The following is a 14,165-nucleotide window of genomic DNA, read 5'->3' as shown; positions in this document are numbered from 1 at the left end:
CTGGCCACAACAAAAAAAGCCAACTCCGAGGAGTTGGCTTTTTTATATTTCATTGGACAATCTTAGCCTTTGTTAACACTGGCCAATTCGCCGTCTTTTTTCTTGATATTGTTCTTATGAAGATCCTTGAGCACGTTTACGGCCTCTTCCACGTAAATATCACGAGCTAGATCCTTGTGCCATCTATCTCTTTTTTCCCTTAATACAGAATCTTGGGTGAACAATTCTTTCTCATAGTTCAGTGAACTAAAGGACAATTTGGAATCGTAATCCCTTAAGCTTTTGAATTTTTCCGAACGTTTCTTTGCTTCTTCTTCTTTGCTCACGTATTTATCATAGTTCAGGGAAATAACATTTTCATCCTGTTGCTCCTTGAGCCATTTGGCATTTTCCTCGATAAGCTTGATCTGCTCATTCTTGGCCATACGTTCCTTGCTCTTTTTAACGGCATCTTCAAAATCGATATAGCCATCCCATACTTTGTAGTCGGCAGCGGTAATTTTATCCCAACCTAATGGGTTCTGTTGATCTCGCTCGCCCAAATCGATATAACTATATCTGTCTGGAACTACAATATCGCTTTTTACACCTTCCAATTGGGTAGAGCCTCCATTGATACGGTAAAATTTTTGGGTAGTCAACTTTATCGCTCCTAAATCTCCATGTTCGTTCCCTCGCACTATATCATCCAAAGGAAATATATTTTGGACGGTTCCCTTTCCGAAAGTTTGTTTGCTTCCGATAATAACGGCCCTTTTGTAGTCCTGCATTGCAGCCGCCAATATCTCGGAGGCCGATGCGGATAATTCGTTCACCAAAATCACCAATGGACCATCCCACTGGATTCTTTCGTCTTTATCCTCATGGACTTCCTTGCGCTGACCGGAGGAACGCACCTGTACTATAGGTCCGTCCTTGATGAAGAGTCCTGCCATATCGACTACTGTTTTCAAGGATCCTCCGCCGTTGTCCCTCAAATCCAAGATAATTCCTTCCGCACCTGCCTCTTTGAGTCGCTCCAATTCCTTGGCAACATCGGTCGCGGCATTCCTTTCGGCATAATTTTCAAAATCAATATAAAACTTGGGAAGGTTGATCAATCCATATTTATTCTCCCCGGCATCGATTGTCGCGGATTTTGCATAGGATTCTTCAAGCTCAACTACATCCCTTGTGATGGAAACTGTTTCAATAGTTCCATCTACTTTTCTTACGGTAAGGTCCACTACGGTACCTTCTGGGCCTTTAATCAATTTAATGGCGTCTTCCAATCGCATTCCCACAATATTGATGGGCTCTTCTCCTTCTTGGCCAACTTTAAGGATTTGATCGCCAACTTCAAGACTTTGGTCCCTCCAAACGGGTCCCCCGGAAATGATTTCCACAATCTTTGCTCCTTCTGGTTTCTTCTGCAATCTGGCACCGATTCCTTCAAACTTACCGGACATGCCAATATCGAACTTCTCTTTTTCTTCTGGGGCAAAATAGAAAGTATGAGGGTCGAATTCTTCTACAATGGTATTCAAGTACTGAACAAACCAATCCTTACGTTCCAAATCGTCCACGAAATCGAAAAATTCATCCAAGGTGTTTTTTGTAACCTCCCTGGCTTCTTCTTCTGTTGTGACCTTATCTATGGAACCTGGGATTTCGTTGAAGGCATAGGCCGCATCGACGTCCAAATCTGCTTCCGAATCAGCTATCTGATTTTCAATCTTATTGTCAAAAACGTTAAGGGTGTTGTATTTTAATTGCTTTCTCCAACGCTCCTTAAGCTCTTTTTTACTGGTAGCGAACTCTTGTTTGTCGTAATCTATCTCGATGGTTTCATCTATAGTATAATCAAAAGGCTGGGCAAGGACATCTCCGTAAATTTCCTTTGCCTCTTGCATACGAACCATCAAGCGTTGGTACACAACATTGAAGAAGGTAATATCGGTGTTCCTGATCTCATCATCGATCATGAACCTATATTTTTCAAATTCGTCGATATCACTTTGCAAAAAATATCTTTTGGTAGGGTCGATAACCTCTATAAAGTCATCAAAAACATTGGAACTGAAGCTATCGTTTACTTCCTTGGGCTCATAGTGCCCTTTTTCAAGTACATAGGAAATCAATTCCAACAAAAATTTATCCTTGTCGTCGTTATCAAAAGACTTATTGGTAAAACTGCAGGAAGCTACTGCAACAAGAATAACCAATAGTGCCAAAATAAAGTTCTTTTTCATAATCTCATTTTTCTGGAGCGAAACTATCTGACCTCAAACCGTCAAATCTTCATTGCGCCATCCATCTTTTCTAATTGTATGAATTCTCTAAGATACAGAAAAAACCGTGCCAGTCCCGATGGCTGGATTTAATTTTTTGTTAAACGGACAAAGCTCCATATCCTTATGAAAAACGTATTTTTATGCTTTAAATTATCCGACATGGAAAAACCCTTGATTCTTGTCACCAATGACGATGGCATTACGGCACCTGGCCTAAGGGCATTGATACGCACCATGAAAGAACTGGGCGATGTTGTTGTCGTGGCTCCGGACAGTCCGCAAAGTGGTATGGGGCATGCCATTACCGTAGATAGTACGTTGTTTTCCAAGCAGGTAATAGTGGACCATAAAGAAGGGGCACCAAGCGAGTATAGCTGCAGCGGCACACCTGCCGATTGTGTAAAGTTGGCACTTCGTGTAATTCTGGATAGAACCCCGGACATCTGCGTCAGCGGAATCAATCATGGATCCAACTCTTCCATCAACGTAATTTATTCCGGCACCATGAGTGCGGCCATAGAAGCGGGCATTGAAGGAATACCGGCCATCGGCTTTTCGTTATGCGACTATTCTTGGAACGCAAACTTTGAGCCAGCCCTGGATTCGGTCAAAAAAATAGTTGAGGAGGCACTGGACAACGGAATCCCGAAAGGAACGGTCCTAAATGTAAATATTCCCAAGACAGAGAAGGGCCCCAAGGGCATTAAAATCTGTAGGCAGGCTCGTGGCAATTGGAAAGAGAAATTTGATAAACGTACAAGTCCATCGGGTAAAGATTATTATTGGCTTACGGGAGAATTTGAGCTCTTGGACAAAGGAGAGGATACAGACGAATGGGCATTGGCCCAAGGCTATGTTTCAGTAGTTCCAACGCAGTTCGACCTTACCGCACACCACGCCATACAACAAATAAACAACTGGAACTTAAATGAAAAGTAGCAAAGAGATCATCATAGGATTTATAGTCGGAATAATTGCGAATACTTTTGGAACACTGCTCTACATTCTACTTTTTTCTGATTTGGGCATAGTGGAAACATTCAATGCAGCCATAGAACAAGGACATATTGGCAGTTTATTGGCACTTGGGGCCATATTGAACTTAGTGGCCTTTTTCGGTTTTTTGCGAATAAAGAGAGACCAAAGGGCCAAAGGCGTCATGCTGGCAACATTGGTCACGGCACTTGTTATTATGATATATAAAGTGATGTCCTAAAACTTAAAACACAAGAACATATTTAAACTGGAATGTTTTTCTTGAAATTAAATTGAACCTGTTGTTTGAACTTGACACTTTAGAATGAAATACTATATAATTGCTGGTGAAGCATCGGGAGACCTGCACGGGTCCAACTTGATCAAGGCCCTTAAAAAAGAGGATACCTCGGCAGAAATTCGTTGCTGGGGCGGTGATTTGATGCAGCAGGCTGGCGGTGAGCTCGCAAAACATTACAAGGATATGGCCTTTATGGGCTTTTTGGAGGTTTTGATGAACATTCCCTCCATATTCAAGAACATTTCCTATTGCAAAAAGGACATTCAAGATTTTAATCCTGATGTGGTAATTTTTATTGATTTCTCTGGCTTTAATCTAAGAATCGCCAAGTGGGCCAAACAAAATGGGTTCAAAACCAATTATTACATTTCTCCCCAAATTTGGGCCTCAAGGGAAGGGCGTATATCAAAAATCAAAAGAGATATTGATAACATGTACGTTATACTCCCTTTTGAAAAAGAGTTTTACGAAAAAAAGCATGGCTATCCGGTCCAATTTGTGGGCCACCCTCTTATTGATGCCATTGAAAATACACCACTTCAAGATAACGAAACCTTCAGGAAGGAGAACGACCTTGATCCCGTAAAACCTATAATTGCCCTGTTACCGGGAAGTCGAAAGCAGGAAGTACAAAAAATGTTGGAGGTCATGCTTTCGGTAAAAAAGGATTTTCCCGATTACCAATTCGTAATTGCCGGGGCCCCCAGTCTTCCTGATGAATTTTATGCACCATTTCTAAAAGGTGATAAAGTGGAATATGTCTCCAACAAAACCTATACACTTTTAAAACATTCCCATGCCGCATTGGTAACCAGTGGAACGGCCACACTGGAAACAGCGCTGTTTGAGGTGCCCCAAGTAGTTTGCTATAAGGGCAATTGGATTTCCTACCAGATAGCAAAGCGAATCATCACTTTGGATTATATCTCCTTGGTCAATCTTATCATGAAAAGGGAAGTTGTAAAAGAGTTGATACAGAACGACTTGACCACTTCCAACCTGAAGAACGAGCTTTCCAAAATTGCAGAAGGGACCGAACGGGAACGTATTTTGTCGGATTATGCATTGCTCAAAGAAAAATTGGGTGGAAAAGGAGCCAGTGAAATGGCAGCCCGATTAATTGTGAAAAATGTGTAGTTTTATCTTCCAAGAATGTAAATCTATTCTTGGATGTTACGAAAAACCATAATCTTACTGTTGTTTTTGGCCATTACCGCTTGCGGCCCCGGCAAAAAACGACGCACCTACAGCAAGACCCGAACCGTTTCGGTAGAGGGGTCCACCGAAGACACTTCCCCTAAAATTGAACCTAAAAAGGAAAACAAGAAAGAGGGGCGTAAAAATGTTAAGGCAAACGAAATCATCTCCACTGCATTAAGCTATTCCGGAACCCGGTACAAGTATGGGGGCACCACAAAAAAGGGAATGGACTGCTCTGGCCTGGTCTATGTTTCCTTAAAAGAGAACGACATTATGTTTCCCAGATCATCCTACCAAATGGCCTTGGAAGGTAACAAAATCAGGGTAAACGATGTAGAAAAGGGGGATTTGCTCTTCTTTCAGACCAGTAAAACGGGACGACGCATTAATCATGTTGGGTTAGTGGTAGACGTCGACGGTGACGATATTAAATTTATTCACGCCACAACCTCACGAGGCGTATTGGTATCCTCATTACGGGAAGGATACTGGAACAGCGCTTTTGTAAAGGCTATGCGCATCCTGTAACGTGCGCCAACTTAATTTTGTGTCCATAAAACTCACATTGTGGGTGATAGTGGGCATCGTTATTGGTTTTAATTTTGAGATAGCTCCACTTCTCCCCCTCACAATTATGCTGGTTTTTTTACCAGTAGCTTATTTGCTTGGCAAAAGGCAACAGCGTGAAGGGTTCCCGTTTTTTGAAGTGTTGATTGTCCTCATGACTACTTCTCTTGGCAGTTTTGTTATCGGAATTTCAGTGGGCCGTGGCATACCTACCCATTACTCTAACTCCAATGATGATTTGGAAAAAGTTTGGAATTTAAAGGTGACGGAAGTACTTAAGTCAAATGACTACTCCCACAGATACATCACCAAAATTATTGCTGCCGATTCGGAAATATTATCTGCAAAGTTGCTTGTAAGTGTCTCTACCGATTCCAACTCAACACCATTGCAGGTTGATGATGAATTTATCACTTACTCCAAACCTGAAAATATACGGCCACCATTAAATCTTCACCAATTCGACTACAAAAGCTATCTTGAAAAGCAAGGGATTCAACATCAAATTAGAACCAATTACGCCTCCATTGCCAAGAAGGAAAATAGTTGCACAACCTTATTTGGAGCGGCATCCAATTTTAGGGAACACATTATTTCAAAATTGTAAAGTAGAAACTTTGGGCATCAAGAACTCGGGGTAATCCAAACCCTCATTTTAGGAAAGCGCGACGATATTTCCGAAATCACTTATAACAACTATAAGAATGCTGGGGCAGTTCATATTTTAGCGGTAAGCGGCCTCCATGTTGGAATCATCCTGCTTTTATTGGAGTTTCTTTTATCGCCATTGGAGCGCTTTCCCAAAGGCAAAACCATCAAGCTTATCTTGATTGTTCTGCTACTTTGGGGTTACGCTTTCTTAGCCGGGCTCTCACCTTCAATTGTACGTGCCGTAACCATGTTTTCCTTCGTGGTCTATTCCCTATACCTCAACCGACCTACCAACTCATTTAACATTATAGCACTTTCCATATTGTTTATTTTATTGGTAAAGCCACTGTTCTTGTTTCAAGTAGGGTTTCAAATGAGCTACGCAGCGGTATTTGCCATTGTTTGGGTTTATCCCAAACTACAAAAGTTTTGGTTTCCCGATAATTTCATTGTTCGGAAAATATGGCAATTATTATCGGTAAGCATTGCGGCCCAGTTGGGAGTTTTACCCATCAGTTTGTTCTATTTTCATCAGTTTCCGGCACTATTTTTTGTTTCCAACCTACTCATTATTCCTTTTTTAGGTTTGATTTTGGGTCTCGGAATCGTGGTCATCCTATTGGCTTTGACCAATCTTTTACCGCAATTTTTGGTCGATGGTTTCAATTGGGCGATTCATTTTATGAATTCCATAGTTGGTTGGGTCGCTCGGCAGGAAGGTTTCATCATCAAAAACATTCCATTTGATTCCGTTCAGATGATAGCGGGATATTTTATCATCACTGCTCTTGTGCTATTCCTATCCCGGCCTCGCCGGAAATCGGCTTTGGTATTCTTTGATGGACTGATTATTTTTCAAAGCTGGACGATTTGGAATCAAACCCAAGTGCACCAAAAGGAAACTATCGTATTAGCACACCGAACCAGAAATACCATTTTACTGCATCAACTAGGGGATTCAATTTCCGTAATCACTTCGGACAGCGATAATATTGGTACTGTTTCTACTGATTATGCGGTAGCAGAACGAATCCAAAAAGTGAACAACTCTGTATTGCGAAACAGTTACCAAATAGGTGACAAAAAACTATTTGTTATGGATAGTTTGGGTATTCTTCCTTTGGAAGAGCAATTAGACTACCTGTTACTGACCCAACCTTCAAAAGCTTATTGATTCCATGCAACCGAAAATAATACTTGCAGATGGCAGCAGCTATCCGAGTTTGATAGCTAAATGGCAAGCGACATGCATCAAAAAAGAAATCCCTTTCCACTATACGGGTGAAAGGGGATGTTATGTTTTTAGTTTGAAGAAAAATTAACCTCTTTCGATAGTTTCAACCTCATCTTCTGCAGTAATTTCAGTCTCATTGTCTTCAGCACCGTGCGTCAATCGCTTCAATGGTTTCAAAAGGAACAAAACCAACGTCCCGAACAGTACGGCAAAAATGAATAGTCCCCCGAACACTTTTAGTTCCCCTGCCTGAACCGAGCTTTCTCCAACGATTCCCGCAACTTTGTTACCTAAACCTGTGGCGGCCCAATATACGCCCATCATCAAGGCCATGTACCTTGCTGGTGCCAATTTTGTAAAGAATGATAATGATACTGGGGAAAGACACAACTCTCCAATGGTATGGAAAAGATACGTCAAAACCAACCAATACATAGCCGAAGAACCTGAACTTTCATATTGCAGGGAGGCAAAAACCATGTAAACGAATCCCACTCCCATGATGATAACCCCTGTTGCCATTTTAAACAAAGAAGTGGCTTCCTTGCCTTTCAGTTTTCTTCTTGCCCAGAAGTTTGCCACTGTTACGGCAAAAAGGATGATGAATCCGGCATTGGCTGCTTGAAACCATGCTGCGGGCACTTCCCAGCCCATGAACATTCTATTGGTTTTTTCTTGGGCATATAAGTTCATTAGACCTCCCATCTGCTCAAAACATCCCCAAAATACAATTACCATCAAAAGTGAAATGAGCAGCACAACATATCTATCCTTTTCGACTTTTCCGTTCAGGTTTTTGTAAATCATCATCATCATACCGGTGATGAGCGACAGGAAAACAAATAATATCCCATATCCCCAATTATCTGGACCATCGTATGTAAATCCTGCATAAATGGAATATGCCAAAAGAACACCCACTATGGTCAATTGCAATGGGGATTTAAGCAATTGCGAAAACAATTGTGCCAAACTTATATCAGAGGCTTTTTCCTCCAAAGTTGGCTGGTTCCCCACATGCACCAAAAACCGTTGCCCGTAGAGGTATACCAACAATCCCACGAACATTCCTATTCCGGCTAGGCCAAAACCATAATGCCATCCATAAACCGCAGCAACGATACCCACTGTGATGGAGGCTAAAAATGACCCAAGATTGATTCCTACGTAAAAAATACTAAAACCTTTATCCCTTCGGATGTCATTTTGTTTATATAATCCCCCCACCATGGTGGAGATGTTGGGTTTAAGCATTCCAACACCCAGGATTACAAAGCCCAAACCGGTGTAATAGGCCCATAAATAGTCTATAGCTAAGACCCCATGCCCAATGGTCAAGAGAATGGCTCCAATGGTAACTGCTTTTTTTTGTCCAAGGTATCTATCGGCCAAAAAACCTCCGGGTATACTCATTACATAAACCAACATGGTGTACCAGCCATAGAGTGCCAAAGCTTCGGTAGTTGTCCACCCCAGACCGCTTTGCGGATCATTCTTCAATGTTTCCGCAGTCATGTACAGGGTAAGTAGGGCACGCATTCCATAGTAAGAAAATCGCTCCCACATTTCGGTAAAGAACAATACGTACAATCCTACGGGGTGTCCAAATAATTCTCTTTTGTGGGCTGGTTTGGTTACTGCTGACATATTTTATAGTTTGATTATAAGTTCTCTTTAACGAAGTTGGTCAATTTGGTATATAGGTGCAGGCTTGTGTTGCCGCCATAAATACCGTGGTTTTTATCGGGATAAATGGCCCAATCGAATTGTTTGTTGGCCTGCACGAGTGCCTCGATCATTCGCATGGTATTCTGAACATGGACATTGTCGTCTCCGGAACCGTGCACCAATAAATATTTTCCTTTTAGCAATTCAGGATAGTTGAAAGGTGAGTTATCGTCATACCCTGTTGGGTTCTCCTGCGGCGTTTGCATGTAACGTTCGGTGTAAATGGTATCGTAAAAACGCCATGAGGTCACCGGTGCCACAGCGATGGCCATTTCAAAGGTATCATTGCCCTTTAATATACAGTTGGTGGACATAAACCCTCCATAACTCCATCCCCAGATTCCGGTTCTATCTTCATCGATATAGGAAAGCTCACTTAACTTTTTTGCAGCGTCGATTTGGTCTTCCACTTCATATTTCCCCAATTCCTTTTGGGTCAATTTTTTAAAGTCGCGCCCTTTTAATCCTGTACCCCTACCATCTACACAGGCAACGATATATCCTTCGGACACCAATAATTGGTGCCAGTAGTCCCGAGTGCCCATCCATCTATTGGCCACTTGTTGCGAACCTGGCCCACTATATTGGAACATAAACAACGGGTACTCTTTATTAGGATCGAAATCCGCAGGCTTCATCATATACATATTAAGGTCGTAGCCATTTACATTAATGGTAGAAAACTCCTTTGGTGCAATCTGATACCCTTCCAATTTGTTCTCCAATGCCGAGTTGTCCTTAATTTCCTTTATCAATTTGCCATTGGATGCATTGTGCAAGGTAAATTGATAAGGCGTAGTTGCACTTGAATATGTATTGATATAGTATGTAAAATCACTACTAAAGGCTGCTGAATTGGTTCCTTCCTCAGTAGACAATTCTTTCTTTTTCTTCCCTTTGCTCGAAATGCTATAAACTCCCCTATTGATGGAACCATTTTCAACCGACTGATAAAAAATACGGTCGTTTTTCTCATCATAACCGTAATAACTCGTCACTTCCCAAGGCCCTTCGGTAATCTGATTTTTCAATTCTCCATCTCGACCATATAAATATAAATGATTGTAGCCATCAGCTTCGCTGGTCCAGATAAAGCTATCATCGGCCAAAAAAGTTAGGTCATCATCAATATCAACATAAGCTGCATCGGTCTCTTCGAATAGAACGCTTACAGAATTATCCTTGGCATTTACATCATAAAGTTTCAAGTTGTTCTGATGCCTGTTCATAGTCTGAACACTCAAATGGTCCGGGTTGTGCATCCATTTGATCCTTGGGATATAGTAGGCACCGTCCAAATCCACATTTGAAATAGCTCCGGAGGCAACATCAAACATATGCAATGTTACAATAGAATTCTTTTCACCTGCTTTTGGGTACTTAAACTCATGCTGGGAAGGATAAAGTTCCGTGCCATAAACATCCATCGAGAAATGGGGAACCTCTGTTTCATCAAATCGGAGAAAGGCAATTTTGGAACCATCGCTGTTCCATTCGAAAGCGCGGACAAAACCAAACTCTTCTTCATACACCCAGTCGGTCACACCATTAATAATCGTTCCTTTGTTTCCATCGGTGGTGACCTGCTTGGTAGTTCGCTCCGCCAAGTCCATAACATATAGATTGTTATCGAGAACATAAGCCACTTTACTCCCGTCCGGTGACAAGGTAGGCTCTTGGATTTTGACCTCCGATATTTTCACCAATTCTTTCGATGCTATATCGTACACATAATAAATCCCTAAACGGGAACGTCTAAATATAGGTTCAACTTCCGTCGCCAAAAGCACTTGGGATTCATCATCACTAAAACTATAGGATGAAAAATATGGTACGGCATCCGATGATGCTACTATGGTCTCCACTTTTTGCAAAGTTTCGTAGTCGTACTTATCCAGACTACTGGAACGCGGGGAACGCGATGTATTTAATATGGTGTATTGTGTACCATTGTTCATGGATCGTAGGACATCCATGTATTCTGTCCTGAACTCTCCTCCAAAAATCTCTTCGAGGGTTATTTTTTTCTTTTGTGCTGTAGAAAAAGTAACAACTCCCAATAAGAATAGGAATAGAAAAGACTGTTTGTTCATGAAGTGAAAAAATTGATTAAAAACTCCCAAGTTTACTAATATTTATCGGAAAAATAAATTTTGATGTTGCATTTGCAACAAATTTTAACCTTTGATTCGAACCGTTTTTCATCAATTTTCAGAATCTCTGGCAAAATTCCCATTATACGTATATTTGAATGCTTTAACCCAGCTTTATGAACACTCCCGTTGAAGGATTTTCCAAACTTACCAAAACCCAAAAGATTGATTGGATCGCCAATAACTGCACCAAAGACCCAAAAGGGACAAAACAGGTGCTGGAGCAATATTGGAACATGGACCCAAGGGTACAAAAATTGCACGATGAGTTCATTGAAAACACCATAAGCAATTATTATCTGCCCTTTGCCATAGCCCCCAATTTTAAGATCAACGGAGAAATTTTTGCAATTCCCATGGCCATTGAAGAGAGTTCGGTGGTGGCAGCAGCAAGTAAAGCGGCCAAGTTTTGGTTGGAACGCGGTGGGTTTAAGGCTGAGATTATTGGAACTGAAAAAGTTGGCCAGGTACATTTTATATATAAAGGTGGTACAGAAAAGCTCTCCAATTTCTTTATTTCGGCCAAACCAGAATTGCTTAAAAGCGTTGCCACCATCACCCAGAGCATGGAAAAACGGGGCGGGGGCATTAACACTATCGAGTTAAGAGATTTAACGGATAAAATTGATGGCTATTACCAACTCCATTGCACTTTTGAGACCTTGGATGCCATGGGGGCGAATTTCATTAATTCCTGTTTGGAGCAATTTGCCAAGACATTAAAAGAGCAGGCTCTTTTATTCGAGGCTTTTTCCGAAGAAGAAAAGAACATTGAGGTGGTAATGAGCATCTTATCGAATTATGTTCCCGATTGTTTGGTAAAGGCAGAAGTAAGCTGTCCAATTGCCGACTTGGGCAATGCCGATATGCCAGCCGAAGCATTTGCAGAGAAATTTGTTCAAGCGGTAAATATAGCCAAGGTTGAACCCTACCGGGCAGTTACGCACAATAAAGGTATTATGAACGGGATAGATGCCGTAGTACTTGCAACAGGGAACGACTTTAGGGCCGTGGAAGCCGGGATACATGCCTATGCCGCCAAAGATGGGCAATATTCAAGCCTGTCCCATGCCAAAATTGAAGATGGTATTTTCAGGTTTTGGATTGAGGTTCCCCTCGCTCTTGGAACCGTTGGTGGATTGACCACCTTGCACCCGTTGGTAAAATTGGCTTTGGAAATTCTTCAGAATCCATCAGCAAAGCAATTGATGCAAATTGTGGCCGTTGCTGGATTGGCCCAAAATTTTGCGGCAGTACGTAGTTTGGTCACCACAGGAATTCAAAAAGGTCACATGAAAATGCATTTATTGAACATGTTGAATCAATTGGGGGCCACAGAAGAAGAAAAACGGAAAATGGTCAAACATTTTAAAGATGAAACTGTAACCAACGCGTCGGTTAAGGAGGCTTTGGAACGAATTAAATCGAAGTAATGAAGAAGGAATTTTATAGCAACGGTAAGTTATTGATATCAGGTGAGTATGCCGTTTTAGATGGTGCTTTGGGCTTTGCCATCCCTTCCAGTTATGGGCAATCGCTCCATGTGACTCCGACTACATCGGGTTTTCTGGAATGGACCAGTTTAGATGAAAATGACAAAATCTGGTTCTCCGCGAAGTTTGACCTCAAAGATTTACGGGTAGTTTCCACTTCTGATGAGACCATAGCCAAGACCTTGACATCCTTACTCTTGGAAGCCAATGCCCAAAACCCACTTTTACCGACCGATAGCGATGGCTTCCAGATTGAGACCCATCTTACTTTTCCAAGATCCTGGGGATTGGGTTCTTCCTCAACTCTTATCAACAATATTGCCCAATGGGGACGGGTTGACGCCTTTCAGCTTTTACAAAATGCTTTTGGTGGAAGCGGATACGACATTGCTTGCGCCCAATACAATTCGCCGTTGACCTATCAATTAAAAGATGGCAATCCTCAAGTTGAAAAAATTGATTTCGACCCAATTTTCAAGCAACACTTGTTTTTTATCCACCTCAACCAGAAACAAAACAGCAAAGAGGCCATTGCCAATTACAGGGAACAACAGTTTGACAAACCCCAACTGGTTAAAGAAGTTTCAGATATTACAAGAAGAATGATTGGAGCCTCTACATTATTCGGTTTTGAGACATTGATGGAGGAACATGAGGCCCTACTTTCCAAAGTTTTAAAAATTCAACCTGTAAAACAACGCCTTTTTCCAGATTATTTTGGGGCGATTAAAAGCCTTGGCGCTTGGGGCGGTGATTTTGTTTTGGCCACCGGAGATGACAAAACACGCTCTTATTTCAAGTCCAAAGGTTTTGAAACGGTGATTTCCTATTCTAAAATGTCACTATAGTTTTTCCTCCGAAGAGGCCTTTTTTCCCAATTTTTGCTCATCCGTAAACTCAAACGGGGTGTTTGTCAATTGGCACCCTAAAATTCAATCAATTGCCCTTATGTTTGATACATATTCATCAACTATTGATAATATGGCCAAAATCAACAAAAAGACAATTGGGAGCTCTCTGAAAGGATTCATATTCATTGCTCCTGCCGATGCTCAAAATGATACTGAAACTGAGCTAAGACTGGATAACTTTATCAATAAAAGTTGTACCACAAATTACAATCAAATCACCTCGGAATCTGTTCAGAATATTCTAAAGCATGATGTGTTCTATATCACCCAAGAGACAAAGAATATATATGGCGAAAAGGAAAAAGAGGTTCATGAGTTTATTGTGGTGGACACTGGTTTAGAGGTGAAACGGTTTGAAAGAATAAAAACCGATACTCCATTACCGGAACTTAGGAGTTATATACGTGAAGACTTTATGCTCAACGAAGAATCTGCCCCTCATTTTCAAACACTTTTGGATTACATCTACCCCATTGCCGATTGGAAACCCGATAAACGAGAGTTCTTTTTTAAAAATGGCAAATGGTATTTCCTTCGAGATGCGTATTTCCGTACCAAACAAGGTTTTGAAATAACGGTAGGACCAAAAGGAAAAATCACCCATATCTGTTATAAGATGAAATGGGATGAGTACGAAAGTAAATAGGCAATAAAAAAGGCATCCTGATCAGGATGCCTT

At 41.3% G+C, this 14,165-nt stretch carries 12 protein-coding genes; 9 read left to right on the top strand and 3 right to left on the bottom strand.

Annotated features, from left to right (window positions below):
* Nucleotides 1–62: 62 nt before the first annotated feature.
* A complete protein-coding gene (locus tag J0656_RS15055; RefSeq protein ID WP_207035340.1) occupies nt 63–2,231 on the bottom strand; it encodes a carboxy terminal-processing peptidase in 2,169 nt (722 codons plus the stop codon).
* A gap of 201 nt (nt 2,232–2,432) precedes the next feature.
* On the opposite strand from J0656_RS15055, the gene surE reads away from it, so the two are divergent.
* The 6 genes from surE to J0656_RS20195 all read left to right on the top strand — a co-directional run bounded on the left by surE (nt 2,433) and on the right by J0656_RS20195 (nt 7,141).
* Complete coding sequence (gene surE / locus J0656_RS15050) at nt 2,433–3,212, top strand: 5'/3'-nucleotidase SurE (protein WP_207035530.1); 780 nt, start codon at nt 2,433–2,435, stop codon at nt 3,210–3,212.
* The gene (locus tag J0656_RS15045) at nt 3,202–3,489 is read left to right on the top strand and encodes a hypothetical protein (protein ID WP_207035338.1); all 288 of its coding nucleotides are present in this window, start codon (nt 3,202–3,204) and stop codon (nt 3,487–3,489) included. The genes surE and J0656_RS15045 overlap by 11 nt, the downstream gene beginning before the upstream one ends.
* 84 nt (nt 3,490–3,573) lie before the next feature.
* Nucleotides 3,574–4,686 carry a lipid-A-disaccharide synthase gene (gene lpxB, locus J0656_RS15040; RefSeq protein ID WP_207035336.1) on the top strand — a complete coding sequence of 371 codons (1,113 nt, stop codon included), beginning with the start codon at nt 3,574–3,576 and terminating at the stop codon, nt 4,684–4,686.
* A gap of 33 nt (nt 4,687–4,719) precedes the next feature.
* Nucleotides 4,720–5,277, top strand: a complete 558-nt coding sequence (locus J0656_RS15035; RefSeq protein ID WP_207035335.1) for a C40 family peptidase — start codon at nt 4,720–4,722, stop codon at nt 5,275–5,277.
* Nucleotides 5,278–5,296: 19 nt separating this feature from the next.
* Complete coding sequence (locus J0656_RS20200) at nt 5,297–5,923, top strand: ComEC/Rec2 family competence protein (RefSeq protein WP_225605391.1); 627 nt, start codon at nt 5,297–5,299, stop codon at nt 5,921–5,923.
* A gap of 33 nt (nt 5,924–5,956) precedes the next feature.
* Nucleotides 5,957–7,141: a ComEC/Rec2 family competence protein gene (locus tag J0656_RS20195; RefSeq protein ID WP_313790201.1), complete on the top strand. Its 1,185-nt coding sequence runs from the start codon at nt 5,957–5,959 to the stop codon at nt 7,139–7,141.
* 144 nt (nt 7,142–7,285) lie between these two features.
* On the opposite strand, the gene J0656_RS15025 is transcribed toward J0656_RS20195, so the two are convergent.
* The gene (locus J0656_RS15025; RefSeq protein WP_207035333.1) at nt 7,286–8,848 is read right to left on the bottom strand and encodes a peptide MFS transporter; all 1,563 of its coding nucleotides are present in this window, start codon (nt 8,846–8,848) and stop codon (nt 7,286–7,288) included.
* A gap of 14 nt (nt 8,849–8,862) precedes the next feature.
* A complete protein-coding gene (locus J0656_RS15020; protein WP_207035331.1) occupies nt 8,863–11,022 on the bottom strand; it encodes a S9 family peptidase in 2,160 nt (719 codons plus the stop codon).
* Between the two features lie 176 nt (nt 11,023–11,198).
* Between J0656_RS15020 and J0656_RS15015 the strand changes: the two genes are divergently transcribed.
* The 3 genes from J0656_RS15015 (at nt 11,199) to J0656_RS15005 (ending at nt 14,132) form a co-directional block, all read left to right on the top strand.
* Complete coding sequence (locus J0656_RS15015; protein ID WP_207035329.1) at nt 11,199–12,515, top strand: hydroxymethylglutaryl-CoA reductase, degradative; 1,317 nt, start codon at nt 11,199–11,201, stop codon at nt 12,513–12,515.
* Nucleotides 12,515–13,423, top strand: a complete 909-nt coding sequence (locus J0656_RS15010) for a GYDIA family GHMP kinase (protein WP_207035327.1) — start codon at nt 12,515–12,517, stop codon at nt 13,421–13,423. The genes J0656_RS15015 and J0656_RS15010 overlap by 1 nt, the downstream gene beginning before the upstream one ends.
* Before the next feature lie 100 nt (nt 13,424–13,523).
* Nucleotides 13,524–14,132, top strand: a complete 609-nt coding sequence (locus J0656_RS15005) for a hypothetical protein (protein ID WP_207035325.1) — start codon at nt 13,524–13,526, stop codon at nt 14,130–14,132.
* Nucleotides 14,133–14,165 lie beyond the last annotated feature (33 nt).

It is taken from the genome of Flagellimonas aurea (genome assembly GCF_017313785.1).
Classification (GTDB): domain Bacteria; phylum Bacteroidota; class Bacteroidia; order Flavobacteriales; family Flavobacteriaceae; genus Flagellimonas; species Flagellimonas aurea.
The sequence above is the reverse complement of the archived record's forward strand: the minus strand, read 5'-3'. Positions and strand labels throughout refer to the sequence as shown.